General features: G+C 71.6%; 19 protein-coding genes. 11 read left to right on the forward strand and 8 right to left on the reverse strand.

The annotated features are described in order from the left end of the window. Nucleotides 1–91: 91 nt before the first annotated feature. Nucleotides 92–1762, reverse strand: a complete 1671-nt coding sequence (gene dnaB / locus ACIPLC_RS27780; RefSeq protein WP_400475749.1) for a replicative DNA helicase — start codon at nt 1760–1762, stop codon at nt 92–94. Between the two features lie 452 nt (nt 1763–2214). On the opposite strand from dnaB, the gene ACIPLC_RS27785 reads away from it, so the two are divergent. Beyond that, the gene (locus tag ACIPLC_RS27785; protein ID WP_400475750.1) at nt 2215–3555 is read left to right on the forward strand and encodes an MATE family efflux transporter; all 1341 of its coding nucleotides are present in this window, start codon (nt 2215–2217) and stop codon (nt 3553–3555) included. Between the two features lie 83 nt (nt 3556–3638). Here the strand turns inward: ACIPLC_RS27785 and rplI are convergent, their stop codons facing one another. From rplI to rpsF, 4 genes are all read right to left on the reverse strand, one after another. After that, nucleotides 3639–4085 (reverse strand): 50S ribosomal protein L9, encoded by a 447-nt coding sequence (gene rplI / locus ACIPLC_RS27790; protein WP_063348488.1) that lies wholly within the window; start codon nt 4083–4085, stop codon nt 3639–3641. Between the two features lie 17 nt (nt 4086–4102). Then, nucleotides 4103–4339, reverse strand: coding sequence for a 30S ribosomal protein S18 (gene rpsR, locus ACIPLC_RS27795; RefSeq protein ID WP_030304537.1), 237 nt, complete (start codon nt 4337–4339; stop codon nt 4103–4105). Nucleotides 4340–4419: 80 nt separating this feature from the next. Next, entirely contained in the window at nt 4420–5031 is a 612-nt protein-coding gene (locus tag ACIPLC_RS27800) for a single-stranded DNA-binding protein (RefSeq protein WP_400475751.1), read from the reverse strand. A gap of 96 nt (nt 5032–5127) precedes the next feature. Continuing rightward, entirely contained in the window at nt 5128–5418 is a 291-nt protein-coding gene (rpsF, locus tag ACIPLC_RS27805) for a 30S ribosomal protein S6 (protein WP_063348486.1), read from the reverse strand. Nucleotides 5419–5733: 315 nt separating this feature from the next. Here rpsF and ACIPLC_RS27810 point away from each other — a divergent pair, with 315 nt between their 5' ends. From ACIPLC_RS27810 to ACIPLC_RS27820, 3 genes are all read left to right on the forward strand, one after another. Then, nucleotides 5734–6033: a hypothetical protein gene (locus ACIPLC_RS27810; protein ID WP_400475752.1), complete on the forward strand. Its 300-nt coding sequence runs from the start codon at nt 5734–5736 to the stop codon at nt 6031–6033. 180 nt (nt 6034–6213) lie between these two features. Next, a complete protein-coding gene (locus tag ACIPLC_RS27815; protein ID WP_400475753.1) occupies nt 6214–7332 on the forward strand; it encodes a lipid II:glycine glycyltransferase FemX in 1119 nt (372 codons plus the stop codon). Nucleotides 7333–7345: 13 nt separating this feature from the next. Then, nucleotides 7346–8380, forward strand: a complete 1035-nt coding sequence (locus tag ACIPLC_RS27820) for an alanine racemase (protein WP_400475754.1) — start codon at nt 7346–7348, stop codon at nt 8378–8380. A gap of 11 nt (nt 8381–8391) precedes the next feature. On the opposite strand, the gene ACIPLC_RS27825 is transcribed toward ACIPLC_RS27820, so the two are convergent. Together ACIPLC_RS27825 and ACIPLC_RS27830 are read right to left on the reverse strand one after the other, a co-directional pair. After that, nucleotides 8392–9960: a glycosyltransferase family 87 protein gene (locus tag ACIPLC_RS27825; RefSeq protein ID WP_400475755.1), complete on the reverse strand. Its 1569-nt coding sequence runs from the start codon at nt 9958–9960 to the stop codon at nt 8392–8394. Nucleotides 9961–10122: 162 nt separating this feature from the next. After that, nucleotides 10123–12609: a transglycosylase domain-containing protein gene (locus ACIPLC_RS27830; RefSeq protein ID WP_400475756.1), complete on the reverse strand. Its 2487-nt coding sequence runs from the start codon at nt 12607–12609 to the stop codon at nt 10123–10125. 516 nt (nt 12610–13125) lie between these two features. Between ACIPLC_RS27830 and ACIPLC_RS27835 the strand changes: the two genes are divergently transcribed. The 5 genes from ACIPLC_RS27835 (at nt 13126) to ACIPLC_RS27855 (ending at nt 18349) form a co-directional block, all read left to right on the forward strand. Continuing rightward, the gene (locus ACIPLC_RS27835; protein ID WP_400475757.1) at nt 13126–13827 is read left to right on the forward strand and encodes a PadR family transcriptional regulator; all 702 of its coding nucleotides are present in this window, start codon (nt 13126–13128) and stop codon (nt 13825–13827) included. A gap of 126 nt (nt 13828–13953) precedes the next feature. After that, nucleotides 13954–15036 carry an inositol-3-phosphate synthase gene (locus ACIPLC_RS27840; RefSeq protein WP_400475758.1) on the forward strand — a complete coding sequence of 361 codons (1083 nt, stop codon included), beginning with the start codon at nt 13954–13956 and terminating at the stop codon, nt 15034–15036. A 165-nt stretch (nt 15037–15201) separates the two neighbouring features. After that, nucleotides 15202–16539: an MFS transporter gene (locus tag ACIPLC_RS27845; protein WP_400475759.1), complete on the forward strand. Its 1338-nt coding sequence runs from the start codon at nt 15202–15204 to the stop codon at nt 16537–16539. Nucleotides 16540–16636: 97 nt separating this feature from the next. Continuing rightward, nucleotides 16637–17266 (forward strand): hypothetical protein, encoded by a 630-nt coding sequence (locus ACIPLC_RS27850; protein WP_400475760.1) that lies wholly within the window; start codon nt 16637–16639, stop codon nt 17264–17266. Nucleotides 17267–17299: 33 nt separating this feature from the next. Then, the gene (locus ACIPLC_RS27855) at nt 17300–18349 is read left to right on the forward strand and encodes a hypothetical protein (RefSeq protein WP_400475761.1); all 1050 of its coding nucleotides are present in this window, start codon (nt 17300–17302) and stop codon (nt 18347–18349) included. Nucleotides 18350–18597: 248 nt separating this feature from the next. Here the strand turns inward: ACIPLC_RS27855 and ACIPLC_RS27860 are convergent, their stop codons facing one another. Next, nucleotides 18598–20022, reverse strand: a complete 1425-nt coding sequence (locus ACIPLC_RS27860) for a CCA tRNA nucleotidyltransferase (protein WP_400475808.1) — start codon at nt 20020–20022, stop codon at nt 18598–18600. A gap of 331 nt (nt 20023–20353) precedes the next feature. On the opposite strand from ACIPLC_RS27860, the gene ACIPLC_RS27865 reads away from it, so the two are divergent. Then, nucleotides 20354–22888: a DUF6049 family protein gene (locus ACIPLC_RS27865; protein WP_400475762.1), complete on the forward strand. Its 2535-nt coding sequence runs from the start codon at nt 20354–20356 to the stop codon at nt 22886–22888. A 57-nt stretch (nt 22889–22945) separates the two neighbouring features. After that, a complete protein-coding gene (murJ, locus tag ACIPLC_RS27870; protein WP_400475763.1) occupies nt 22946–25501 on the forward strand; it encodes a murein biosynthesis integral membrane protein MurJ in 2556 nt (851 codons plus the stop codon). Nucleotides 25502–25562: the final 61 nt, after the last annotated feature.

The raw sequence follows: 25562 nt of genomic DNA on the forward strand, positions 1-25562 counted from the left end.
GACCTTATCCAACTCCCCAGGTGTCACACACCATCAACGCGGCACAGCCCCGCAGGACACGCCACCAGCGCGTACACCTGACCAAGCACTACTAGTCCCGGGTCATGTCGACGAAGCGCGAGTAGTGGCCCTGGAAGGCCACCGTGATGGTGGCGGTGGGGCCGTTACGGTGCTTGGCGACGATCAGGTCGGCCTCGCCGGCGCGCGGGGACTCCTTCTCGTAGGCGTCCTCGCGGTGGAGCAGGATGACCATGTCGGCGTCCTGCTCGATCGAGCCGGACTCGCGCAGGTCGGAGACCATCGGCCGCTTGTCGGTGCGCTGTTCGGGGCCACGGTTCAGCTGGGAGAGCGCGATGACCGGGACTTCCAGCTCCTTGGCCAGCAGCTTCAGGTTTCGCGACATGTCGGAGACCTCCTGCTGGCGGTTCTCGGCCCGGCGGGAGCCGCCGGACTGCATCAGCTGGAGGTAGTCGATGACGACCAGCTTGATGTCGTTGCGCTGCTTGAGCCGGCGGCACTTGGCCCGGATCTCCATCATCGACAGGTTCGGGGAGTCGTCGATGAACAGCGGCGCCTCGCTGACGTCCGGCATCCGGCGGGCGACCCTGGTCCAGTCGTCGTCCGTCATGTTCCCGGAGCGCATGTGGTGCAGCGCGACCCGGGCCTCGGCGGACAGCAGGCGCATGGCGATCTCGTTGCGGCCCATTTCGAGCGAGAAGATCACGCTCGGCAACTTGTTCTGGATCGAGCAGGCGCGGGCGAAGTCCAGTGCCAGGGTCGACTTGCCCATGGCGGGGCGGGCCGCGATGACGATCATCTGGCCGGGGTGGAGGCCGTTGGTGAGCTGGTCGAAGTCGGCGAAGCCGGTCGGGACGCCGGACATCTGGCCGTTGCGGGAGCCGATCGCCTCGATCTCGTCGAGGGCGCCCTCCATGATGTCGGCGAGCGGCGCGTAGTCCTCGTTGGTGCGCTGCTCGGTGACGGCGTAGATCTCCGCCTGGGCGGCGTTGACGATCTCGTCGACGTCGCCCTCGGCCGCGTAGCCCATGCCGGCGATCCGGGTGCCGGCCTCGACCAGGCGGCGCAGGACGGCGCGCTCGTGGACGATCTGGGCGTAGTACTCGGCGTTGGCGGCGGTCGGGACGGAGTTGACCAGGGTGTGCAGGTAGGAGGCGCCGCCGACGCGCTGAAGCTCGCCGCGCTTGGTGAGCTCGCCGGCCACGGTGATCGGGTCGGCCGGCTCGCCGCGGGCGTACAGGTCGAGGATCGCGCCGTGGACCATCTCGTGCGCGGGCCGGTAGTAGTCGGCCGGCTTGAGCACCTCGACCACGTCGGCAATGGCGTCCTTGGAGAGCAGCATGCCGCCGAGGACGGACTGCTCGGCGGCGAGGTCCTGCGGGGGGACGCGCTCGAAGCCGTCCGCACCGCCCTGGCCCTCGTCGTCGCCGCGGCGCTGCCAGCCGCCCCCGCCCTGCGAACCCTCGCGCTGGGAGCCGCTCCGGCCGCCCTTGCCGCCCTTCTGGAAGCCACCCTCGCGGCCGCCGCCCTCGCGACCGCCGCCCTCCCGATTGCCGTCCCGGCCGCCACCGTTCTGGCCGCCGCCGTTCTGGCCGGAGCGGCTGCGGGAGACCGGGAGCCGGTCGCCGGGCCCGTCGGGGAAGGGTGCGCCGTCGAAGGCTCCGGCCGGGAAGGGGTCCTCGGCGGTCTGCCAGTCCTCCTCCGGCGGCGGGGCGTCGTGGTCGTCGTACTGGGGGCCGGTCACGCGTGTTCCCCGATCAGCGAGTGGTGCGAGTTGGAGCGGGCCTTGCCGGTGGCTGGGTGGAGCGGAGCCGCTCCTCTTTGTACGCCACGGCACCGACAAATCGGACGCCGGGGCGGGTGGGAGTGTCGGGCGGAGAGCCCACGCTAAGGCGCCGGGAGCCGTTCAGCCAAGGTGGTTATCCACAGGGGGTGTGGACGACCGGCCCTGGGCTGTGGAGAAGTGCCGCAAAGCTGTGGACACCCCTGTGGAAGGCCCTGTGGATAACCAGACCATCTGTCCACCGTCAACCTGCTGACCAGGTATTACCTCTTACCGGGCCTGTGCATGAGAAATTCTTCACACACAGCCGGACGCCCGCGGGCACGGAGCGTACCGAGCACCTCGCTCAAGAATTCGAGTAATGACCACCTGCCACTAGCAGTCATTACCTGTGGATGAGTAGCCTGGAGCCCATGACCGCCCCTCCCGCAGCCCCGACCCCCTCCAGACGCCGGCACGACCGGGAGATCCTCGCACTGGCCGTCCCGGCCTTCGGCGCGCTGGTCGCCGAACCGCTCTTCCTGATGGCCGACTCGGCGATCGTCGGCCATCTCGGCACCCCGCAGCTGGCCGGGGTCGGCGTCGCCGCCGCCGCGCTGTCCACCGCGACCGGCGTGTTCGTCTTCCTCGCCTACGCCACCACCGCCGCGGTGGCCCGCCGGATCGGTGCCGGGGACCGCCGCGGCGCCGTCCAGCAGGGCGTCGACGGCATCTGGCTCGCCCTCGGCCTGGCCGTCCCGGTGGTGCTGCTCACCGTGCTGCTGGCCCCCTGGGCGGCCGACGTCCTGGGGGCCTCGGAGACCGCCGCCCCCTACGCCGTGACGTACCTGCGGATCAGTGCCCTGGGCATCCCCGCGATGCTCATGGTGATGGCCGCCACCGGTGTGCTGCGCGGCCTCCAGGACACCCGCACGCCTCTGCTGGTGGCGATCGCGGGCTTCGCCGCCAACATCGGCCTGAACGCCGGCCTGGTGTACGGCGCCGGGCTCGGGGTGGCCGGCTCGGCCTGGGGCACGGTGCTGGCGCAGACCGGGATGGCCGCCGTCTACCTGGTCGTGGTGGTGCGCGGGGCGCGGCGCGAGCACGCCTCGCTGCGGCCGGACGCGGCCGGCATCCGGGCCAGTGCGAGGGCGGGCGGTCCGCTGCTGGTCCGGACGGTCAGCCTGCGCGCGGTGCTGATGATCGCCACCGCGGTGGCCGCCCGGCTGGGCGACGAGCAGGTGGCCGCGCACCAGATCACCATGACGCTGTTCAGCTTCCTGGCCTTCGCCCTGGACGCCATCGCGATCGCCGGCCAGGCGATCATCGGCCGCTACCTGGGCGCCGAGGACGTCCCGGGCGCCAGGGCCGCCACCCGCCGGATGGTCGAGTGGGGCATCGGCTCGGGCGTGCTGCTGGGCCTGCTGGTGGTGGCCGCGCGCCCGCTGTACGTCCCGCTGTTCACGCCCGATCCGGCGGTGCAGGGGCAGTTGGACACCGCCCTGCTGCTGCTCGCGCTCAGCCAGCCGGTCGCCGGCCTGGTCTTCGTCCTGGACGGGGTGCTGATGGGCGCCGGGGACGGCCCGTACCTGGCCTGGGCGGCGATCGCGACGCTGGTGGTGTTCACCCCGGCGGCGATCGCGGTGCCGGCCACCGGGACGGGGCTGGCCGGGCTGTGGTGGGCGATGAACCTGTTCATGCTGGTCCGCGCCGCCTTCCTGGTCGGGCGGGCGCGCGGCGGCCGCTGGCTGGTCACCGGGGCCGTCCGGAGCTGACGGCGCCGGGGCCGGATGCGCCGGAGCACGACCGAGGGCCGGACTCCCGGAGGAGTCCGGCCCTCGGGCCACTGCTACGGAACTCAGGCAGCGACGACGGCGACGTCGAGGTTGGCCTGAACGTCGGCGTGCAGCTTGACCGAGACCTTGTGGGTGCCCACGGTCTTGATCGGCGAGGCGATCGCGACGGCGCGCTTGTCCACGGCCGGGCCGCCGGCGGCCTTGATGGCCTCCACGACGTCGGCCTGGGTCACCGAACCGAACAGACGGCCGGCGTCACCCGAGCGAACGGCCAGCTTGACCTGGACGCCCTCGAGCTTGCCCTTGACCTCGTTGGCGGCCTCAAGGGTCTGGATCTCGTGGATCTTGCGGGCGCGACGGATGGCGTCGACGTCCTTCTGGCCACCCTTGGTCCAGCGGATGGCGTAGCCACGCGGGACCAGGTAGTTGCGGGCGTAGCCGTCCTTGACCTCGACGACCTCGCCGGCGGAGCCGAGACCCGGCACCTCGTGCGTGAGGATGATCTTCATTACTTGGTCACCCTCTCTTAGCGCGCGGTGCTGGTGTAGGGCAGCAGCGCCATCTCACGGCTGTTCTTCACGGCCGTGGCGACGTCACGCTGGTGCTGGGTGCAGTTGCCGGTGACCCGGCGGGCACGGATCTTGCCACGGTCGGAGATGAACTTCCGCAGCAGGTTCGTGTCCTTGTAGTCAACGTAGTTGACCTTGTCCTTGCAGAAGACGCAAACCTTCTTCTTCGGCTTGCGAGCAGGCGGCTTCGCCATTGTGTGCTCCATTTGGGGTTCACGGCCCGGCGGGCGTCCTCAGGACGCCGACGGCCGGGCCGCACGAAATCTGTCAGCTCTTAGAACGGGGGCTCTTCCGAGAAGCCGCCACCGGACGGGGCACCCCAGCTGCCGCCGCCCTGCTGGCCGCCGGACGGAGTGCTGGACGCCCACGGGTCGTCGGAGGGGCCGGACTGGCCGCCGCCGCCGGAGTTTCCACCCCAGCTGCCGCCGCCCTGCTGGCCGCCACCGCCGCCCCAGCCGCCCTGTTGGCCGCCGTTGCCGCCGCCCTGCTGGCCGCCGAAGCCGCCACCGGGAGCGCCGGACCGGTTGGCCCGGGTGACCTTCGCGGTCGCCGAGCGCAGGCTCGGACCGACCTCGTCGACCTCGACCTCGAAGACCGTCCGCTTCTCGCCTTCCTTGGTCTCGTAAGACCGCTGGCGCAGTCGGCCCTGCACGATGACGCGCATGCCGCGCTGAAGCGACTCGGCCACGTTCTCCGCCGGCTGCCGCCAGACGTTGCACGTGAGGAAGAGGCTCTCGCCGTCCTTCCACTCGTTCGTCTGACGGTCGAAGGTGCGGGGGGTGGACGCGATACGGAACTTCGCGACCGCCGCACCCGACGGGGTGAAGCGCAGCTCGGGGTCGTCGACGAGATTGCCGACGAGGGTGATGACGGTCTCGCCTGCCATGGTGGTGATGACCTCTCGGGAAGATGTCCGTTCACCGCTGTTTCACGTGAAACAGCGGACGCGAGCTACCCGAGACCCGAAGGCCTCAGAGGTGGCTCAGTGGGTGTCCGGGCGCAGGACCTTGGTCCGCAGAACCGACTCGCTCAGGCCCATCTGGCGGTCGAGCTCCTTGACGACCTCAGGCGTGGCCTTCAGGTCGATGACCGAGTAGATGCCCTCGGACTGCTTGTTGATCTCGTAAGCCAGACGGCGACGACCCCAGGTGTCGACCTTCTCCACCTTGCCGCCGGCGTTCCGGACGACGGTGAGGAAGTTCTCGATCAGGGGGGAGACAGCGCGCTCCTCGACCGAGGGGTCGAGGATGACCATCACCTCGTAGTGACGCATGGGTAACCCACCTCCTTTGGACTCAACGGCCACGGTCTCTCCGTGGCAGGAGGGTTGTGCAGCGTCGGCACCGGAGCAGTGACGACACCGGCCACCGTAGCGGCCGGGTCCGACAATCGGGCCCCGCTCACCCGACAGGGTGGTCGCCCGGAAGAGGGCGCAAGGGGGCACAACTACACCAGTGCAGACGGCACAGCCTACCCGCACCCGTACGGCCGAACAAAACGCATAGGGGTTGTGAGACGGGCCCAACCGCCGCAATCTGGACGGAACGGGATTCCTGCCCGTTCGTCTCCACGCCAGGAGGTGGGACTCATGGCCCAGTCCGTCCACCGCATGCCCGCGCTCACACTGAACACCGACGGCCACCCGCACCCCCGCGAGAACGCCCTGGTGGGCCTCACCGCCGTACTGGGCGTGATCGCCTTCGCCACCTCGTTCTTCCACAACCTGCACGTGCTGACCTCGTGGACCGGCCTGTTCGGGATCTTCACGGGGCTGCTCGGCATGTTCGTCTCGGTCACCACGGCCGAGCGCTTCGTGCTGATGATCACGCTCGGCGCCTCCGCCATCGGCTTCTACCTCGGCATCGCCCGCGGCGGCCTCTGGGGCTGAACCGCCCCGGTCGCACCCGCTCCGGAACCCTCGGCGCCCCCGTGGCGTATCTGCAAGGAGACAGGTACGCGACGGGGGTGCCGTCGTGCCCGCAGCGGCGGGTGCCCGGGCCCCGGACGATAGGGTCAAGCCCGAGAACCTGGGGCCCACCGCAGCCCGACCGACGAGGAGCACCGAGCAATGAGCCTGCGCCTGAGGACGATCACCCGCGAGGAGCACCTCGCCTTCATCAGGAGCCGCGCCTCGGCCAGCCACATGCAGGTGCCGTCGTGGGGTGACGTGAAGGCCGAGTGGCGCTCGGAGTCGATCGGCTGGTTCGACGAGGCCGACCAGCTCGTCGGCGCCGGCCTGGTGCTCTACCGGCAGCTGCCCAAGCTCAAGCGCTACCTCGCCTACCTGCCCGAGGGCCCGGTCATCGACTGGTTCGACCGGGACCTCGACCGCTGGCTCTCCCCGATGCTGGCGCACCTGAAGTCGCAGGGCGCGTTCTCGGTGAAGATGGGCCCGCCGATCGTCATCCGCCGCTGGAACGCCCCCACCATCAAGGAGGCCATCGCCGGCAAGCAGGCCAAGCGCCTGCGCGACGTCGAGGCCGACTGGTACGAGGCGCGCGCCTTCGAGGTGGCCGACCGGCTGCGCAAGGCCGGCTGGCTGCAGGGCGAGGACGGCGGCGCCGGCTTCGGCGACGTCCAGCCGCGCTACGTGTTCCAGGTGCCGCTGGCCAACCGCTCGCTGGACGACATCCACAAGAACTTCAACCAGCTCTGGCGCCGCAACATCAAGAAGGCCGAGAAGAGCGGCGTCGAGGTGTACCAGGGCGGCTACGACGAGCTGCCGATCTTCCACCAGCTCTACCTGGTGACCGCCGAGCGCGACAAGTTCACCCCGCGCCCGCTGTCCTACTTCCAGCGGATGTGGAAGGCCCTCACCGCCGAGGACCAGAACCGGATGCGGCTCTACATCGCCTACCACGACGGCGAGCCGCTGGCCGCGACCACGATGCTGGTGGTCGGCGAGCACGTCTGGTACTCCTACGGCGCCTCGGCCAACCACAAGCGCGAGGTCAAGCCGTCCAACGCGATCCAGTGGCGGATGATGCGCGACTCCTACGCGCTCGGCGGCGGCGTGTACGACCTGCGCGGCATCAGCGACACCCTGGACGAGAACGACCACCTGTTCGGCCTGATCCAGTTCAAGGTCGGCACCGGCGGCCAGGCGGCCGAGTACCTCGGCGAGTGGGACTTCCCGCTCAACAAGCTGCTGCACAAGGCCCTCGACCTCTACATGTCCCGCCGCTGAGGAGGCTGACCCGATGACGCTGTCGCTCTACCTCGACACCGAACGCTGGCGCACCCACCAGCGCTCCGTCCTCGCCGAGTTCCCCGGCCTGGTGCCGGTCGCCAAGGGGAACGGCTACGGCCTGGGCAACCACCGGCTGGCCGAGGAGGCGACGCTGCTGGGCACCGGTGTGCTCGCCGTCGGCACCGCGTACGAGGCGGCCGACGCCGCCGAGTGGTACGGCGGCGAGCTGCTGGTGCTCACCCCGTACCGGGTCGGCGAGGAGGCGCTGCCGCTTCCGCACGCCCGGGTGATCCGGACGGTGGCGAACCTGGACGCGCTGCGGGCGCTGCACGGCGCCCGGGTGGTGGTGGAGTGCATGACCTCCATGCGCCGCCACGGGGTGAGCGCCGCCGACCTCGCGGGCGTCGCCGCCGAGCTGGACGGCGTCGCCTTCGAGGGCCTCGCGCTGCACCTGCCGATGGACCGGCCGGACGGTTCCAGCCCCACCGAGGAGGTCGTCCACTGGGTGGAGACCGCCCGGGCGGCCGGGGTGCCGGTGCACACCGTGTACGTCAGCCACCTCGGCGCGGCCGGCATGGAGCAGCTGGCCCAGCGCTACCCGGACATCGTCTTCCGGGCCCGGATCGGCACCCGGCTCTGGCTGGGCGACCACGGCGCGCTGGAGGTCCGGGCCACGGTGCTGGACGTCACCCCGGTGCGGAAGGGCGACCGCTACGGCTACCGCCAGCACCCGGCGCCGACCGACGGCCACATCGTGGTGGTGGCCGGCGGCACCGCGCACGGCATCGGCCTGGAGGCGCCCAAGTACGTGCAGAGCATGGCCTCGCGGGCCAAGGGCATCGCCCGGGCCGGCCTGGCGACCGTCAACAAGACCAAGTCGCCGTTCCACTGGGCCGGCAAGCAGCTCTGGTTCGCCGAGCCGCCGCACATGCAGGTCTCGCTGCTGTTCCTGGACGGGGAGACCAAGCCCCCCGCGATCGGCGAGGAGCTCGGCCTCCAGGTGCGGCACACCACCACGCACTTCGACCGCGTGGTGGACCGCTAGGGCCTGTCCGGCTACGCCTTCTCGGCCGGCTCCGACGGTTCTGGCTCGTCCAGCCACTGCTCGGAGCCGGCCGGCGCGTATCCGGCGTAGCTCTCCTCCTCGCGCAGCGTCCGGGCGGTGCCGAGCACGAACGCGTCCGGGGCCCGGTCGAGCACCCCGCCGGACGGGTCGTCGCTGCCGTCCCAGCGCACCGGGTCGCGGTCCGGCTGCAGGACGTCGCGGACCACCATGACCACCAGGTAGAGCGTGCCCAGCAGGTGCAGCACGACCGCGAAGTGGTACCAGGCCTCGCCGATCCCGTGCTGTTTGGGCCCGGTGACGAAGCCCAGGTGGGACCAGATGCCCAGGGTGTACAGCACCTCGCAGGCCTGCCACATCAGGACGTCCCGCCAGCGCGGCCGGGCCAGCACCGCGAGCGGCAGCAGCCAGAGCGCGTACTGCGGCGAGTACACCTTGTTGACCAGCACGAACAGGGCGACCACCAGGAAGGCCAGCTGCGCGAAGCGCGGGCGGCGGGGCGCCGAGAGGCCGAGCCACGCTATGGCCAGGCAGCCGAGGACCATCAGCACGCCGATGTAGAGGTCGAGGTCGGCCAGCCCCGCACCCCGGCTCTGCATCAGGATCAGCCAGAACGAGCCGTAGTCCTCGGCGCGGTGTTTGCTGAACACGTAGAAGGTCGACCAGCCCTGCCAGTTGACCGCCATGATCGGCAGGTTGACCAGCAGCCAGGAGCCGACCGCGCCGCCCAGCATCACCCGGAACTCGCGCCACTTCCCGGCCCGCCAGCAGAGCACCAGCAGGGGGCCGATCAGCAGCACCGGGTAGAGCTTGGCCGCGGTGGCCAGACCGATGAAGACGCCCGCCCAGCCGGGCCGGGAGCCGGACCACCAGGCCATCGCCACGGCGGCCAGCGCGACCGCGAGCAGGTCCCAGTTGACCGTGCCGTTCAGCAGCAGGACGGGCGCGAGCGCGAACAGCAGGGCGTCCCAGGGGCGGCGGCGGTGGGTGCGCGAGAGCGCCACCACGGCGACCACCGCGCAGGCCATCAGCAGCCCCGCGTTGATCGCCCAGAACCACCGCTCCTGGTCCTGCGCGGTGCCGGCACCGGGCGTCAGCCAGGCCGCGACCTGCATGAACAGGCCGGTCAGCACCGGGTATTCGAGGTACTGCAGATCCCCCGAGGTGCCCGGGATGCGGTCCACGTACGGGTGCAGCCCGGCCGAGAAGCCGCGGCCGGAGAACAGGTGCGGGATGTCGCTGTAGCAGGCGTGGATGTACTGCGGCGAACCGGGCTGGAACCAGGCCTGGTTGTAGCAGGGCGCCTTCTGCACCATGCCGAGCACCGAGACCACGATCACCGCCAGCGCCAGGAAGCGCGCCGGGATCCACCAGGAGACGCCCAGCAGCGCCCGGCGGCCCGGCGGGCCGCCGATCACCTCGCTGCCGGCCGCCGCCACCGGGTCCTCGTCGGCCGGGACGACCACGGTGTTGACCGGCGGCGCGGCCGTGGCGACGGCCGGCCCTGCGGCGTCGCCGGGCCCGACCGGGCCGGCGGATTCGTCACGATCGCTCGACGTCATGCCGGACATCCTGCCGCACCGGCCCCACCGGGACGAGGAGGACCCCGCACCGGGCCCGGCCTCCGTCGCCCGGCGGCACGGCGAATCATGACGAAACGGCGGTGACGGTCCTCCGGGGAGGGCCGTCACCGCCGTTCGGTTCATCCGCTCAGCGGGTCGTGGTCAGGGCAGCAGCCCGTTCTGCCCTCCGCTGGTCGAGGACGGTGTCGGCGGCTTGCCGCTCGGCTTGCCGCTCGGCGGCGGGGTGTCCGTCGGCGGCGTCGTGGGCGGGCCCGTGTTGCAGCCGAAGATGCCGCAGGTGCCCGTCGGACCGGGGCTGGTGTGCGTGCGCGTCGGCGGCTGGCTCGGCTGCGTGCCCGGGCAGTCCACACCCGGGGCACAGGCCGGGCTGGACGCGGGCGGCTGCGGCTGGTTGTTGCCGGTCGGCGGGGGCTGGTTGCCGCCCGGCTGGGTCGTGGGCGGGGCCGACGGGGTGTCGCTCGCCGTCTGCGAGGGCGTCATCGTCGGCGAGACCGGGGCGCCGGAGGAGTCCACCTCCGTGCCGACCGGCTGCGGGGTCGGGAAGTCCATCTTCTTCTCGTTGGCCAGCGCGGCCTTCATGTACCGGGTGAAGACGTCGGTCGGGATGTCACCACCGTGGATGGACTCCTTGCCGCCGGTGCCGTTGAGCGACAGCCGCTCGTGCTTGCTCGGGTCCTCGCGCCACATCGCGACGCTGGTCACCAGCTGCGGGGTGTAGCCGACCCACCAGGCCGACTTGTTCTGGTCGGTGGTACCGGTCTTGCCGGCCACCGGGCGGCCCAGGGTCTTGGTCTTGGTGCCGGTACCGTTGCTCGCCACGTTCACCAGCACGTCGGTGACGTTGTCGGCGACGGCCGGCTCCAGCGCCACCCGGGGGTCCTTCTTGCCGAAGCCCGGGCGCTCCTTGCCGTCCACCTCGACCTTGGTGACCGAGTAGGGCTCGGTCTCCTTGCCGCTGGCCGCCAGGGTGCCGTAGGCGGTGGCCATCCGGATCGGGCTGATGGTGGAGGTGCCGAGGGCGAAGGTCGGGGTCTTCGGGTCGGCGAAGCCCTCCTTCTTGATGCCCATCTGCTCAGCGATGTTGGCCACGTTCTGACCGCCGACGTCCTGGTTGAGCTGGACGAAGGGGACGTTGTACGAGAACTGCATGGCCTGCCGCAGCGAGACGTAACCGCGCTTGCCGGCGTCCTCGTTCTTCTGCCGGTAGGGCTTGCCGTCGTCGCCGATCACCAGCGAACCGTCCGGCTTGCGGATCTCGGACATGTCGTCGGACAGGTAGCGGCTGTCGGCGTTGATCCGCTTCGGCTTGCCCTTGTCGTCGGTGGCCGTCTGGACGCCGATCTGCATGGCGGTGGCCAGGACGAAGGGCTTGAAGGTCGAGCCGACCTGGACACCGATGGCGTCGGCGTTGTTGTCGAAGTGGCCGTTCTCCACGCCGTCGCCGCCGTAGAGGGCGACGATCGCGCCGTCGCCGGGGCGGATGCTGGCGGAGCCGAACTGGATGAAGGTGTCGTTGTTGGGGCGCTTCTGGGCGTTGAGGTTCTCGCCCTTGACGTCGTCGACCGCCTTCTTCAGGGCGTCGACCTTGTCCTTCTCGAAGGTGGTGTAGACCTTCAGGCCGCCCTTGTCGATCACCTGCGGGGTGATCGTCTTGTCCGTGGCCATCAGGTACTTGTTGGCGGTGTCGACCAGGTAGCTGATCTCACCGTTCATGCTGGAGTTGGTCTTCAGCGGGATCGGGTCGGGGAAGGTGGTGCACTTCGCCCGCTCCTCCGGGGTGATCGCCTTGGTCTTCACCATCTGCTCGAGGATCCAGGACCAACGCCCCTGGGCCCGCTCCTTGTTGGCCGGGTTGCTGGGGTCGAAGTACGTCGCCCCCTTCAACAGGCCTGCCAGCATGGCGCTCTGACAGACGTCGAGGTCCTTGGCGTCGACCCCGTAGTAGGCCTGGGCGGCGGCCTGGGCGCCGTTCGAGCCGCGACCGAACCAGCTGGTGTTGAGGTACCCCTTGAGGATGTCGTCCTTGCTCGTCTGCTGGTTGACCTTCAGCGTGATGAAGAACTCCTTCAACTTGCGGCTGAGGGTCTGTTCCTGGCTGAGGTAGGCGTTCTTCACGTACTGCTGGGTGATCGTCGAGGCGCCCTGGGTCTCGCCGCCCTTCGCCATGTTGTAGACGGCGCGGAGCATGCCCTTGGGGTCGATGCCGCTGTCGGTGCGGAAGTCCTGGTTCTCCGCGGCGATGACGGCGTTCTGCAGGTTGGGGCTGATGTCCTTGAGCTCGACGATCTGACGGTTGGTCTCGCCCTTGCGGGTCATCTCCGTGTTGTCGGCCCAGTAGTAGATCGTGTTCTGGTCCTTCATCAGCTCCTTGAGCGTCGGGACCTGGGTGCCCTGGTAGAGGTAGTAGACCCCGCCCACGCAGGCGGCGAAGACGATCAGGAAGCCACTCAGCCACTGCTTCCAGGACGGCAGCCAGCGCCGGACGCCGGTCTTGCCGAACCGCGGGTAGTCGATGAACCGCTTCTTGCCGGGGCCCGCGGCGGCGGCCGCGGACGCGGCGGCGGCACCGCGCCGACCGCCGCCCTTGCCACCCTTCTGCCCGGCCTTGCGCATCTCGGCGCGGGTCATCCGGGGCTGCTGGGCGGTCTCCCGTTCGCCCGGGGGGCGCCGGCGGGCGATTCCGTCCGATCTCACCTCGTCGCGGCCGGGTCCGCCTTGACGGCCTCCACCACCCGGGGGCTGCTGCCCGTCACCGCCCGGGCTGGGCGTCCTTCGCCGTCGATCACTCATGTTGCAGCCACTCCTCGCCAGGCGGTTCCAGCCTGAAGGCAGGGTTCACGTCCGATGCCCGCCAACCGCCCTAACCCCGGAGGTGGTCCTCGTGCACACGCGACAGCGTACGCAGCCGGGAATCCCAACTAATCGGGCATCAGTCCCCAATGTCCGCAAAACGGCAACAGATCATTACACGCCCGTTGCCAACCACTGCTGCGCGTCGGCTTGTGATCACATTCACGCGTGCCCCCCTTGCCCGTTCCGAGGGCCCGGTTTACTGTTCTCGATATATCGAGCCGATACATCGACGCGGCATACCGCGGGATGCAACGGCCCGGACAACGGTCGAGAGGAAGGAGGACGACGGCAATGGGCAGGCGCTCAGGAGTGCTGGAGTTCGCCGTTCTCGGCCTGCTCCACGACGCCCCGATGCACGGCTACGAGCTGCGCAAGCGGCTCAACGTCCTGCTCGGAACGTTGCGGGCGTTCTCCTACGGAACGCTCTACCCGTGCCTGAAGAGCCTGGTCGCCCAGGGTTTCCTGGTCGAGGACAACCCGGACGTCGAGTACGTCCCGGCCACCGCGCTCAACGGCAAGCGGTCCAAGACCGTCTACCGGCTCTCCCCCGAAGGCAAGCAGCGCTTCGAGGAGCTGCTCGCCGACTCCGGGCCCGACGCCTGGGAGGACGAGCACTTCGGCGTCCACTTCGCGTTCTTCGGCCAGACCGACCGGGCCGTGCGGATGCGCGTCCTGGAAGGGCGTCGCAGCCGACTGGAGGAGCGCCTGGAGAAGATGCGCAACTCGCTGGCCCGGGCCCGCGAGCGGTTCGACGACTACACCGTCGAGCTGCAGCGGCACGGACTGGAGTCGGTGGAACGCGAGGTCCGGTGGCTCAACGAGCTGATCGAGACCGAGCGGGCCAACCGCACCGGCCGGACCGGGCCCGCCACCGGCGGCAACACCACCGCCGTACCCCCCAAGACTTCGGACGGCCGCGGCCAGGAGGAAGGGTCCCTGGACCCGCCCGGGCCACCGTACGACCGCCCGGGGCGCTCCGCCCAGGAGCGCTGACACCGCGTCAGCCCTGTGCCGCGCGGCAGGAGTGGGCGCCTCGCGCCCGTACAAGCAGTCATCGAAGAAGCAGGACGAGTGCCGTCGACCCCGGCGGCCCTCATGAGATCACAGGGAGCAACCGGAATGGGTTCGGTTCGCGTAGCCATCGTGGGCGTGGGCAACTGCGCCGCGTCGCTGGTGCAGGGTGTCGAGTACTACAAGGACGCCGACCCGGCCGGCAAGGTCCCCGGGCTGATGCACGTCCAGTTCGGCGAGTACCACGTCCGTGACGTGGAGTTCGTCGCCGCGTTCGACGTCGACGCCAAGAAGGTCGGCTTCGACCTGGCCGACGCCATCGGCAGCAGCGAGAACAACACCATCAAGATCTGCGACGTGCCGCCGACCGGCGTCACCGTCCAGCGCGGCCACACCCTCGACGGCCTGGGCAAGTACTACCGGGAGACCATCGAGGAGTCCGACGAGGCCCCGGTCGACGTCGTCCAGGTCCTCAAGGACCAGCAGGTCGACGTCCTGGTCTGCTACCTGCCCGTCGGTTCCGAGGCCGCGGCCAAGTTCTACGCCCAGTGCGCCATCGACGCCAAGGTCGCCTTCGTGAACGCCCTGCCGGTGTTCATCGCGGGCACCAAGGAGTGGGCGGACAAGTTCACCGAGGCCGGCGTGCCGATCGTCGGTGACGACATCAAGTCCCAGGTCGGCGCCACCATCACGCACCGCGTGATGGCCAAGCTGTTCGAGGACCGCGGTGTCGTCCTCGAGCGCACCATGCAGCTGAACGTCGGCGGCAACATGGACTTCAAGAACATGCTCGAGCGCGAGCGCCTGGAGTCCAAGAAGATCTCCAAGACCCAGGCCGTCACCTCGCAGATCCGCGACCGCGAGCTGGGCGCCAACAACGTCCACATCGGCCCGTCGGACTACGTGGCCTGGCTGGACGACCGCAAGTGGGCGTACGTCCGCCTGGAGGGTCGCGCGTTCGGCGACGTCCCGCTGAACCTGGAGTACAAGCTCGAGGTCTGGGACTCCCCGAACTCCGCCGGTGTCATCATCGACGCCGTGCGCGCCGCGAAGATCGCCAAGGACCGCGGCATCGGCGGCCCGATCCTGTCGGCCTCCTCGTACTTCATGAAGTCCCCGCCGGTGCAGTACTTCGACGACGAGGCCAAGGAGAACGTCGAGAAGTTCATCCGCGGTGAGGTCGAGCGCTGAAGGTCGAGCGCTGAGGTCGAGCGCCGGAGCTGACGGCGGGTGACCGCCGTCAGACGCGCCCTGACCGCGCCGAAGGGTCCACGATCTCCGGATCGTGGGCCCTTCACCGTTTCCCGGCGAATGTTTCACGTGAAACAGCGACCGGTTCCATGGCACTCTGGGCGAGTGGCGATCACCGAGAACGGCAGCACCCACCAGTCCGCGCACCGTGCCACGCTTCTCGGCCTGCTCCGCGGCCGGGACTTCCGGCGGCTGCTGACCGCCCGGGTGCTCTCCCAACTCTCGGACGGCGTCTTCCAGGTCTCGCTCGCCGCCTACGTCGTGTTCTCCCCGGAGAAGCAGTCCTCCCCCGCCGACATCGCCTCGGTACTGGCCGTGATGCTGCTGCCGTTCTCGGTGATCGGCCCGTTCGCCGGGGTGCTGCTGGACCGCTGGCGCCGCCGCCAGGTGCTCTACTACGGCAACCTGGCCCGCTTCGGGCTCGGCCTGGGCACCGGCGCCCTGCTCCTGGCGGAGGCGCCGACCTGGCTGTTCTTCGCCTCGGCGCTGCTGGTCACCGCGCTCAACCGGTTCATCCTGGCCGGCCTGTCCGCCGCCCTGCCCCGGGTGGTCGAGCAGGACCAGCTGGTCACCGCCAACGCGCTCTCCCCCACCCTCGGCACGGTCGCCGCCGCCTCCGGCGGAGGGGTCGGCTTCCTGCTGCACCAGGTGATGACCCCCGGGCCGAAGGCCGACGCCGCGCTGGTCACCGTGGCCGCGCTGCTCTACCTGTCGGCCGCGCTGGCCGCCCGCCGGATGGACCGCGACCTGCTCGGCCCGGAGAAGCACGGCGACCGCCCGGCACTCGGCCAGGCACTGGTCCGGGCCGCCGTCGAACTCGGCGCCGCCGTACGGCACTTGGTGCGGGACTGCCGGCCCGCCGTGCACGCGCTGGCCGCCGTCACCGCGGCCCGGTTCTGCTACGGCGTGCTGATCGTGGTCGTGGTGATGCTCGCCCGGTACACCTTCAACGACCCGACCGACAGCGCGGCCGGGCTGGTCACGCTCGGCCAGGCGGTCGGCCTGTCCGCCGCCGGGTTCTTCGTCGCCGCGGTGGTCAGCCCCTGGTGCACCCGGCGGCTCGGCCTGGCCGGCTGGATGACGGTCTGCCTGGCGGCCCCGGTGGTCTTCGTCCCGGCGCTCGGCCTGAGCTTCACCCTGCTGCCCTGCCTGATCGCGGCGCTGCTGCTCGGGGTGGTCACCCAGGGCACCAAGATCTGCGCCGACACCGTGGTCCAGGAGTCGGTCGAGGACGAGTACCGCGGCCGGGTCTTCGCGATCTACGACGTGCTGTTCAACGTCGCCTTCGTGACCGCCGCCCTGGTCACCGCGCTGGTGCTGCCGCTCTCCGGCCGCTCGGTCACGGTGGTCGTCGGAGTCGCCGCGGTGTACGGGCTCGCGGCGGTCCTCTACCTGCGCGCCGCCCGGCGGTACGGGCCGCTCCCCGGCGACCAGGCCGCCTGAAGGCCCTCGGACCCTCGGGACGGGTGGCGTCCGACCGAGTCGCTAAGGTACGTCAGACCTGTCGGAGCGACAGCACTCGGTCTCGGGGGACGAACTGATGAGCACACCGCCAGGCCCGTACGGGCCACCTCCGCCGTACGGGGCCCCACCGCAGCCGGCCCCGCCGTACGGGGCCCCACCGCAGCCGTACGGGCAGGTGCCGTACATCCCGTCGCAGCCCCAGCCCGGACCGCCCGGTTTCGGGCCGCCCCCGGCCTACGGCCAGCAGCCGCAGCCGCAGCCCGGCTACGGCGCCCAGCCGCCGTACGGGCAGCAGCAGCCCCCCGGGGCGTACGGCTACCCGCAGCCCGCCCCGGCCGCCGCCGCGCCCGCCCGCAAGCGCGGTGTCAAGGCGAAGCTGCGGATCGTCGGCGTGGTCGGCGGCTGCCTCGCCCTGGCCGTCGGCTACTTCGTCAGCGGTCCGAGCGTCAGCAGCGCCAAGCCCGGCGACTGCGTCCGAGTGAACGGCACGCGCGACGTCGAGATCGTCGAGTGCGCCGATGCCAAAGCGAATTACCGGGTGCTGTCGACGTTCGACGACACCACCGACGTGAACCGCTGCCGACAGACGCCGCAGACCACCAGCGCCGTCTCGGGCAAGAGCGGACGCCGCTGGAACAAGAAGCGGTACGTGCTCTGCCTCGGCCCGATGACCCCGGCCGGCGCCCCGCTGCCGGGGAAGTCCTGACCTCTCCACCACCACCGCTTCCCGGGGGACCTCTTGTCCGTTCCGCCACCCCAGGTGCCGTACGGCGCCCAGCCGCCCAACGACGGCAACCCGTACGCCGCCGGAAACCCCTACGGCCAGCCGGCCCCGCCCCCGCCGCCGGGCCCGCCGCCCGGCTACGGCTACCCGGCCGCCCCGCCGCCGCCCGACCAGCCGTACGGCTACCCCCCGCAGCCCGCGCCCGGCTACGGGTACGGGTACGGGTACCCGCCGGCGCCGCAGGACGGGCCCGCCTGCCGCTTCTGCGGCGGCTTCCCCGCCGTGGACACCACCGTCCGCGGCCACCAGGGCCTGCTCCTGGCCTACCGGATGCTGCGGATGCCGGGCCCGTTCTGCCGCACCTGCGGGACGGCGACGGTGCGCGACATGTCCGCCCGCACCCTGGTCCAGGGCTGGTGGAGCCCGGTGTCAGTACTGCTGGCGCCGATCACCCTGCTGTTGAACCTCGTCTCCAACGGCAAGGTCAAGCGGCTGCCGCCGCCCGTCCCGGGCAGCCACGGCCCCCAGCTCGACCCCGGCGTCCCGCTGGGCCGGCGGCCGCACGCGCTGATGCTGCTGCTGCCGCTCTCGGTGGTCGTCACGCTGGTCCTGGCCGCCACCGGGGTGCTCGGCCCGAAGAAGGACGACCCGGCCTCGCCGATCGCAATACCGACGGTGACGGTGCCCCCGGTGACCACCTTCTCGCCGCCGGCCTACTCGCCACGGCCGTTCCCCACGCCGACGTTCACCATGCCGCCGGTGCCCACCATCACGCTGCCGCCTGCCGACCCCAGCACCCCGGCGAACACCATCGACCAGGCCAAGCCCGGCGACTGCCTGCGCAACGAGAACGGCACCGGCGCGACCCACGACGCCAACCCGAAGATCACCCTGCTGCCCTGCGGCGACTCCCGCGCCCAGTACAAGGTGGTCTACAAGTACCTGGCCACCTCCGACGAGAAGGTCTGCGAGAAGCAGCCGAAGTCGGACAGCACCTACACCCGCACGTACTCCAACCTGCCGTCCCTCAGCTACGTGCTCTGCCTGCAGAGCGTCCACGGCTGACCCGGCACGCCCGAGGGGTGGGGGGGGGCGCCGCCCCCGGCCCCCCCCCCCCCCCCCCCCCCCCCCCCCCCCCCCCCCCCCCCCGGCGGGGGGGGCCCCCCCCCCCCCCCCCCCCCCCGCCCCCCCCCCCCCCCCCCCCGCCCCGCCCCCCCCCCGGGGGGGGCGCCCCCCCCGGGGCCCCCCCCGGCCCCCCCCCCCGCGGGGGGGGGGCCCCCCCCCCCCGCCGCCCCCACCCCTCGGAGCACCTCTCAGCCCTGCTGCCCGGCCCACCAGGCCCGCAGCGCGGCCACCGCCTCGTCGTGCTCCATCGGGCCGTGCTCCAGCCGGAGTTCGAGCATGTGCTTGTACGCCTTGCCGACCTGCGGGCCGGGCTTGAGGCCGAGCAGCTCCATGATCTGGTTGCCGTCCAGCGCCGGGCGGACGGCGTCCAGCTCCTCCCGGGCCTTCAGCTCGGTGATCCGCTGCTCCAGGCCGTCGTAGGTGCGCGACAGCGCCGCCGCCTTCTTCCGGTTGCGGGTGGTGCAGTCGGAGCGGGTGAGCTTGTGCAGGCGCTCCAGCAGCGGTCCGGCGTCGGTGACGTAGCGGCGCACCGCGGAGTCCGTCCACTCGCCGCCGCCGTAGCCGTGGAAGCGCAGGTGCAGCTCGACCAGGTGCGAGACGTCCTCGGTGAGCTCCTTGGAGTACTTGAGCTCGCGCATCCGCTTGCGGGTCATCTTGGCGCCGACCACCTCGTGGTGGTGGAAGGAGACCCGGCCGTCCGACTCGAAGCGGCGGGTGCGCGGCTTCCCGATGTCGTGCAGCAGCGCGGCCAGTCGCAGGGTGAGGTCCGGGCCCTCCTGCTCCAGGTCGACGGCCTGCTCCAGGACGGTCAGCGAGTGCTCGTAGACGTCCTTGTGCCGGTGGTGCTCGTCGTGCTCCAGCCGCAGCGCGGGCAGCTCGGGCAGCACGTGGTCGGCCAGACCGGTGTCCACCAGCAGCCGCAGGCCCTTGACCGGGTGCTTGGCCAGCAGCAGCTTGTTCAGCTCGGCCTGGACGCGCTCGGCGGACACGATGGTGATCCGCTCGGCCATCGCGGTCATCGCGGCGACGACCTCGGGGGCCGGCTCGAAGTCGAGCTGGGCGGCGAAGCGGGCGGCGCGCATCATCCGCAGCGGGTCGTCGGAGAAGGACTCCTCGGGGGTGGCGGGGGTGCGCAGCACCCGGGCCTCCAGGTCCTCCAGGCCGTGGTGCGGGTCGATGAAGCCGCGGCCGGGCAGGTCGACGGCCATCGCGTTGACGGTGAAGTCCCGGCGGACCAGGTCCTGCTCGATGGTGTCGCCGTAGGTGACCTCGGGCTTGCGGGAGGTCCGGTCGTACGCCTCGGAGCGGTAGGTGGTGATCTCGATCAGGAAGGAGCCCTCGGGGGTGTCCTTGCGGGCGCCGACCGTGCCGAAGGCGATGCCGACGTCCCAGACCGCGTCCGCCCAGCCCTTGACCAGCCTGAGCACCTGCTGCGGGCGGGCGTCGGTGGTGAAGTCCAGGTCGTTGCCGAGCCGGCCGAGCAGGGCGTCCCGCACCGAGCCGCCGACCAGGGCCAGCCGGTGACCGGCCGCCTCGAACCGACGGGCGATCTCGTCGGCCACCGGCGACACCCGCAGCAGCTCTTGCAGCCCCAGGGTCTGGGCCTCGCTCAGGCCTGGGACGGCCTGGACGGCGGTGCTGGAACGGTCGAGGTGCGCGGTGGACTCATTGGCAGTGGACACGGCTCACAAGAGTACGTGGCCCGACAGGTCAACCGCCCGCGCGTTTTGGGCGTCTCACCCCAAGGCCCGCAACACTGCACCCCGGGCTGCATCGTTACCATGCCGGTGGACGAGTCTCGGGCACCGGACAGGGGATGCGGTGTCGCGTGCCGCCGTGGCCGGCGGAGCACCCGCGGCACCAGCGCGGCGGACAGCGTCAAGCGAAGAGCGTCATGCGAACAGCATCAGCAGCGAGCGATCGAGAACGGCGAGGGCGGAACGAGTGAGTGAGCCGGCACGGCACTCGGTCCTGGGGGCGGACCGACGGCCCGGAAGGACCGAACGCCCCGTCGAGGGGCGCGGCACGGGACGGAACGCGGGACGGGCGGCCCGCCGCTTCGCCGCCGTCTGCGGGGCCGCCCTGGCCCTGTTCTCGGCGGTCGCCCCGGCCGAGGCGCTCCCCGCCGGGGGCAGCGTCCGGCCGACCACCGACAACGGCGCCTCGGCCGAGTACCCGGTGGAGATGACCATCGAGTCGGTGGCGCCGCAGGTGGCCAGCCCGAACGGCATCGTGAAGATCACCGGGCACGTCACCAACACCGGCAAGTCGGCGCTCAAGAGCGCCCACGCGGCCGTCCGCAAGCCGCTGTCCGGCAAGCCGCTGCAACGGCGCAGCGACCTGTCCCTGGTGACCACCCGCAACGGCCCGAGCGGCTATGACGGCGTGGAGCTGGACAGCCCGCAGTACGCCCTGCCGGAGCTGGGCCCGGGCCAGAACCAGCCGTACACCCTGAGCGTCTCGGTGAGCGACCTCGGGCTGTCCGAGAGCGGCGTCTACGAGCTCGCGGTGGACGCCTGGGGCTCGACCGCCGACAACCAGCGCGACCGGCCGCTGGGCATCGCCCGGACCTTCCTGCCGTACAACCCGGGCGGCGCCGAGGCCCAGCCCAGCAAGATCACCACGCTCTGGCCGCTGGTGCACGCGCCGGTGCTGGCCGCGCAGACCTACTCCGACAACGACCAGCCCGTCCCCGTCCTGCGCGACGACAGCCTGACCGCCGAGTTCTCCCCGGGCGGCCGACTGTACGAGCTGGTGGACACCGGGGCCAAGCTGACCGAGCTGACCTGGGTGGTCGACCCGGACCTGCTGGACACCGCGTTCGCGATGACCAAGCAGTACCGGGTGCAGAAGCCGGGCCAGGACGCCGTCGGCAAGCCGGCCAAGGACGACAACACCGTCGCCGGCGGCGGCCAGGCCGCCGCCACGGCCTGGCTGGACAAGCTGCGGGCCGCCGTCGCCAAGCCGGGCAGCCAGGTGGTGTCGCTGCCCTACGCCGACCCGGACCTCGCCTCGATCGCGCACAACGGCGCCGACCTGACCGGGATGGGCACCGCCCTGGGCAAGGCGGCCACCGCCGGCCGACTCACCGTCGAGGGGCGGCTGTCCGTCGACACCCGCTCGGACGTGGCCTGGCCGTACCAGGGCTACCTCGACCGGCAGATCGCCGGCATCGCCCAGCAGGCCGGCGACGGCCTGGTCCTGGTCAACGGCGCGAGCATGCCGGAGCCGGACGCGATGAACTACACCCCGACCGCGGTGCGCCCGATCGGCAACGGGCAGAACGCGGTGGTCGCCGACGAGACCGTCTCCTCGCTCTTCCAGACCGACCTCGCCACCCCGCAGGCGCAGTCCAGGGCGAGCCAGCGCTTCCTCGCCGAGACCTACACGATCACCCACGAGCAGCCGCAGAACCAGCGCGGCCTGCTGGTGATGCCGCCGCGCGACCTGACCGCGAACACCGCCAAGGTGCTGGCGGACGCCCTGCAGACGGCCTCCGACAACAAGTGGCTCTCCCCGGTCAAGCTGGACGCCCTGGCCCAGGCCGCGCCCGACCCGAAGGCCAACACCACCGTCCCGACGGCCTCCGACTACCCGGCCCAGGCCCGCGCCTCGGAGCTGTCCGCGGCCGAGCTGAGCAGCACCGACGACATCCAGCAGAACCTGGACACGCTGATGCGGGTGCTCACCCTGCCGCAGCGGGTGCGCGGCCCGTTCAGCGCCGCGATGGTCCGCTCGCTGTCCACCGAGTGGCGCACCAACGCGGCGGTCGGCAGCACCTACCGCGAGGACGTCGCCAAGTACCTGGACGAACTGACCGGGGCCGTCCGGGTGACGAAGAAGAACGTGGTCACCCTCGCCGGCGACACCGGCCTGGTGCCGGTCAGCGTCCGCAACGACCTCACCCAGACCGTCACCAACCTCAAGCTGGTGCTCACCTCGACCCAGCCGAACCGGCTGCGGGTGGGCAAGGAGGAGGAACTGGTCATCCCCGCCGCCCAGAGCGCCACCCTCCGGTTCCAGGCCGAGGCGCGCAACAACGGCCCGGTCACCATGACCGCCCAGCTCTGGACCACCGGCCCCAACCCGCAGAAGTACGGCGCGCCGCAGCAGTTCACGGTGGAGGTCACCTCGGTGACCAACGGCGTGCTGTACGTCTTCGCGGCCGCCGCCGCCCTGCTGCTGCTGGCCGCGCTGCGCTTCATGCGCCAGCGCAAGCGGCGGGCCGGGCAGCCGCACGCCGACGGCGACCAGCCGGTCGACGGCCCGGCCGCGGGCGGCGCCCCGGCCCCGGCCCCGGCGGCGGACGAGGCTCCGGACGCGGCCGGGGACGAGACCGGGGAGAAGGCCGAGGAGAAGGCCGGGGACGAGGGCGGCTCCGACAACGGCTCCACCGAGGCCGGCCCCGCGCAGACACCGCGCGGCAGCAGCGCGGATGGCCGGGATCGGACCGCCAGTGATGAGAAGGTTGGTCCTTGATACCGCCGACCCCCCGCAACGCCGGGCCGGCCTCCCCCACGACAGCGAAGAGGTGACATGACCGGGCGCAGCGAGGAGCGGCCGCCGGGCCGCGGTGAGAACCGGCCGGGCGCCGAGTCGCCGTCCGGCGACTGGTACGTGGCCGACACCTACGCCCAGGATCCGTACGCGGCCGACGCGTACGGGAACCCGCAGGCCGGCCAGGACCCGTACGGTCTGCGGGCCGACCGGCCCGCGGCACCTCAGCCGCCGGCCACCGCGTACGACGTGCCGCCGCAGCTGCCGCCGCAGGGCGGCGGCTACCCGATGCCGGTGCCGCCGGCGCAGTACTCGGCGCCGACCCCGTACGCGGCCCCGGTGCCGCCCGTACAGCCCGGCTGGGACACCCCGGTGCCGCCCGTGCAACCCGTGCGACCCGTACCGCCCGTGCACCCCGTGCAGCCCGGCTGGGACACCCCGGCGCAGGCCGGCTGGCAGGAGGCGCCGGCTCCGGCCGGCGGCGGCCAGTGGGGCGGCCCGGAGCAACCCCGGCCGCAGTGGGAGCCGGGCCCGGCGCACTCGGCCTGGGACAGCGAGACCACCGAGTACGTCGGGGTGGACGCGCTGTTCGGCGGCCACCCGGCACAGGCCACGGCCCAGCCGCCGGTGCCCCCGCCCGCCCCGGTGCACCCGATGGCACCGCCGGTCGCGCCCCCGCCCCCCGCTGCCGCCGTGCCGCCGGTCGCCCCCGCGCCGTACCCGCCGACGGGCGGCTACCCGGGGCAGCAGCAGTACGCCGGCCCGGACGGGCACCGCCCCTTCGTCCCCCCGATCGAGTTCGACCCGCCGCTCTCCGAGGAGGAGGCCACCATGCAGGTGGCCGCCGTGGCGGTGCCGCCGGCGGTGGAGCCGCTGGCGGACCTCGTCGCCGAGGAGCGCGCCGCGCAGTACGCGCCCGCGGCCGAGCCCGCCCCGGCGGCCGGCGGCGGCGGCAAGGTCGCGAGCCTGCTGAACTCCAGCGCGATCATGGCGGCCGGCACGCTGGTCTCCCGCGGCACCGGCTTCGTCCGGACCATGGTGATCACCGCGGCCATCGGCGTCGCCGTCATGGGCGACTCGTACAACGCCGCGTACACCCTGCCCACCCTGCTGTACATCCTGATCGGCGGCGGCGCGCTGAACGCCGTCTTCGTGCCGCAGCTGGTGCGCAGCATGAAGAACGACGAGGACGGCGGCACCGCGTACGCCAGCCGGCTGCTCACCCTGGTGATGGTCGGGCTCGGCGGCGTGGTGTTCCTCGCGGTGCTCGGGGCACCGCTGCTGGTGCAGCTGATCTCGCACCCGATGATGGAGAACGCGGAGCGCGCCGAGACCACGGTCGCGCTGGCCCGGTACTGCCTGCCGACCATCTTCTTCATGGGCGTCCACGTGGTGATGGGGCAGATCCTCAACGCCCGCGGCCGGTTCGGCGCGATGATGTGGACCCCGGTCCTCAACAACATCGTGGTGATCTTCACCTTCGGCGCCTACATCTGGGTGTACGGCGGCTACAGCGGCACGCACGTGACCCCCGAGGGCATCTCGCCCGAGGGCGTCCGGCTGCTCGGCCTCGGCACCCTGCTCGGCCTGGTCGTCCAGTCGCTGGCGATGATCCCGTACCTGCGGTCGGCTGGCTTCCGCTACCGGCCGCGCTTCGACTGGCGAGGCCACGGCCTGGGCAAGGCCGCCCGGCTGGCCAAGTGGACCTTCCTCTTCGTGCTCGCCAACCAGGCCGGCTTCCTGGTCATCACCCAGCTGGCCACCGCCGCCGGCAGCGCCGCCGAGAAGGGCGGCCACGAGGGCGTCGGCCTCGCGGCGTTCTCCAACGCCCTGCTGATCTGGCAGCTCCCGCAGGCCGTGATCACCGTCTCGATCATGAGCGCGGTGCTCCCCCGGCTCTCCCGGGCGGCGGCCGACGAGGACGCCGGAGCCGTCCGCGACGACCTGTCGTACGGGCTGCGCACCAGCGCGGTGGCGGTCGTCCCGGGCGCCTTCCTGTTCCTGTCGCTCGGCCCGGCGATCGCCCGCTCGATCTACGGGATCGGCGGCGGTGACCGGGCCCTGGACAACGCCACCAACGTCGGTCTGATGCTCTCGGCCTTCGCGCTCGGGCTGATCCCGTACTCGGCCCAGTACGTGATGCTGCGCGGCTTCTACGCCTACGAGGACACCCGGACGCCGTTCTCCAACACCGTCTGGGTCGCGGTCTGCCAGGCCGGGTTCTCGGTGCTCTGCTGGTTCATGCTGCCCGCCCAGTGGACCGTGATCGGGATGGCCTTCGGCTATGGTCTGGCCTACGCCGTCGGGGTGGCGGTCGCACTGCCGAAGCTGAAGAAGAAGATCGGCGGGCTGGACAGCAAGCGGATCGGCAAGACCTACAGCCGACTGGCCACCGCCGGCGTGCCGGCCGCGGTGGTCGGCCTCGGCGTCAGCCTGGCGGTCCAACAGGTGCTCGACGGCTGGATGGGCAGCGCGCTGTCCCTCGTCGCGGGCGGCGGCCTCCAGCTGGCCGTGTTCGTGCTCATCGCGAAGCGCCTGCGGATCGAGGAGCTCAACGCCATGCTCGGCATGGTGCGCGGCCGGCTGGGCCGCTGATCCACCACACCGACCGACCGGACGAGCGGGCGCCCTGACCGGGTGTCAACGGGAGCCACCG

It is taken from the genome of Kitasatospora sp. NPDC086801 (assembly GCF_044745805.1).
Lineage (GTDB): Bacteria > Actinomycetota > Actinomycetes > Streptomycetales > Streptomycetaceae > Kitasatospora.

Coding starts and splice junctions, on each gene's coding strand:
- ACIPLC_RS27785 (WP_400475750.1), top strand. CDS start 2,215: ATGACCGCCCCTCCCGCAGCCCCGACCCCCTCCAGACGCCGGCACGAC.
- rplI (WP_063348488.1), bottom strand. CDS start 4,085: ATGAAGATCATCCTCACGCACGAGGTGCCGGGTCTCGGCTCCGCCGGC.
- rpsR (WP_030304537.1), bottom strand. CDS start 4,339: ATGGCGAAGCCGCCTGCTCGCAAGCCGAAGAAGAAGGTTTGCGTCTTC.
- ACIPLC_RS27800 (WP_400475751.1), bottom strand. CDS start 5,031: ATGGCAGGCGAGACCGTCATCACCCTCGTCGGCAATCTCGTCGACGAC.
- rpsF (WP_063348486.1), bottom strand. CDS start 5,418: ATGCGTCACTACGAGGTGATGGTCATCCTCGACCCCTCGGTCGAGGAG.
- ACIPLC_RS27810 (WP_400475752.1), top strand. CDS start 5,734: ATGGCCCAGTCCGTCCACCGCATGCCCGCGCTCACACTGAACACCGAC.
- ACIPLC_RS27815 (WP_400475753.1), top strand. CDS start 6,214: ATGAGCCTGCGCCTGAGGACGATCACCCGCGAGGAGCACCTCGCCTTC.
- ACIPLC_RS27820 (WP_400475754.1), top strand. CDS start 7,346: ATGACGCTGTCGCTCTACCTCGACACCGAACGCTGGCGCACCCACCAG.
- ACIPLC_RS27825 (WP_400475755.1), bottom strand. CDS start 9,960: ATGACGTCGAGCGATCGTGACGAATCCGCCGGCCCGGTCGGGCCCGGC.
- ACIPLC_RS27830 (WP_400475756.1), bottom strand. CDS start 12,609: ATGACCCGCGCCGAGATGCGCAAGGCCGGGCAGAAGGGTGGCAAGGGC.
- ACIPLC_RS27835 (WP_400475757.1), top strand. CDS start 13,126: ATGGGCAGGCGCTCAGGAGTGCTGGAGTTCGCCGTTCTCGGCCTGCTC.
- ACIPLC_RS27840 (WP_400475758.1), top strand. CDS start 13,954: ATGGGTTCGGTTCGCGTAGCCATCGTGGGCGTGGGCAACTGCGCCGCG.
- ACIPLC_RS27850 (WP_400475760.1), top strand. CDS start 16,637: ATGAGCACACCGCCAGGCCCGTACGGGCCACCTCCGCCGTACGGGGCC.
- murJ (WP_400475763.1), top strand. CDS start 22,946: ATGACCGGGCGCAGCGAGGAGCGGCCGCCGGGCCGCGGTGAGAACCGG.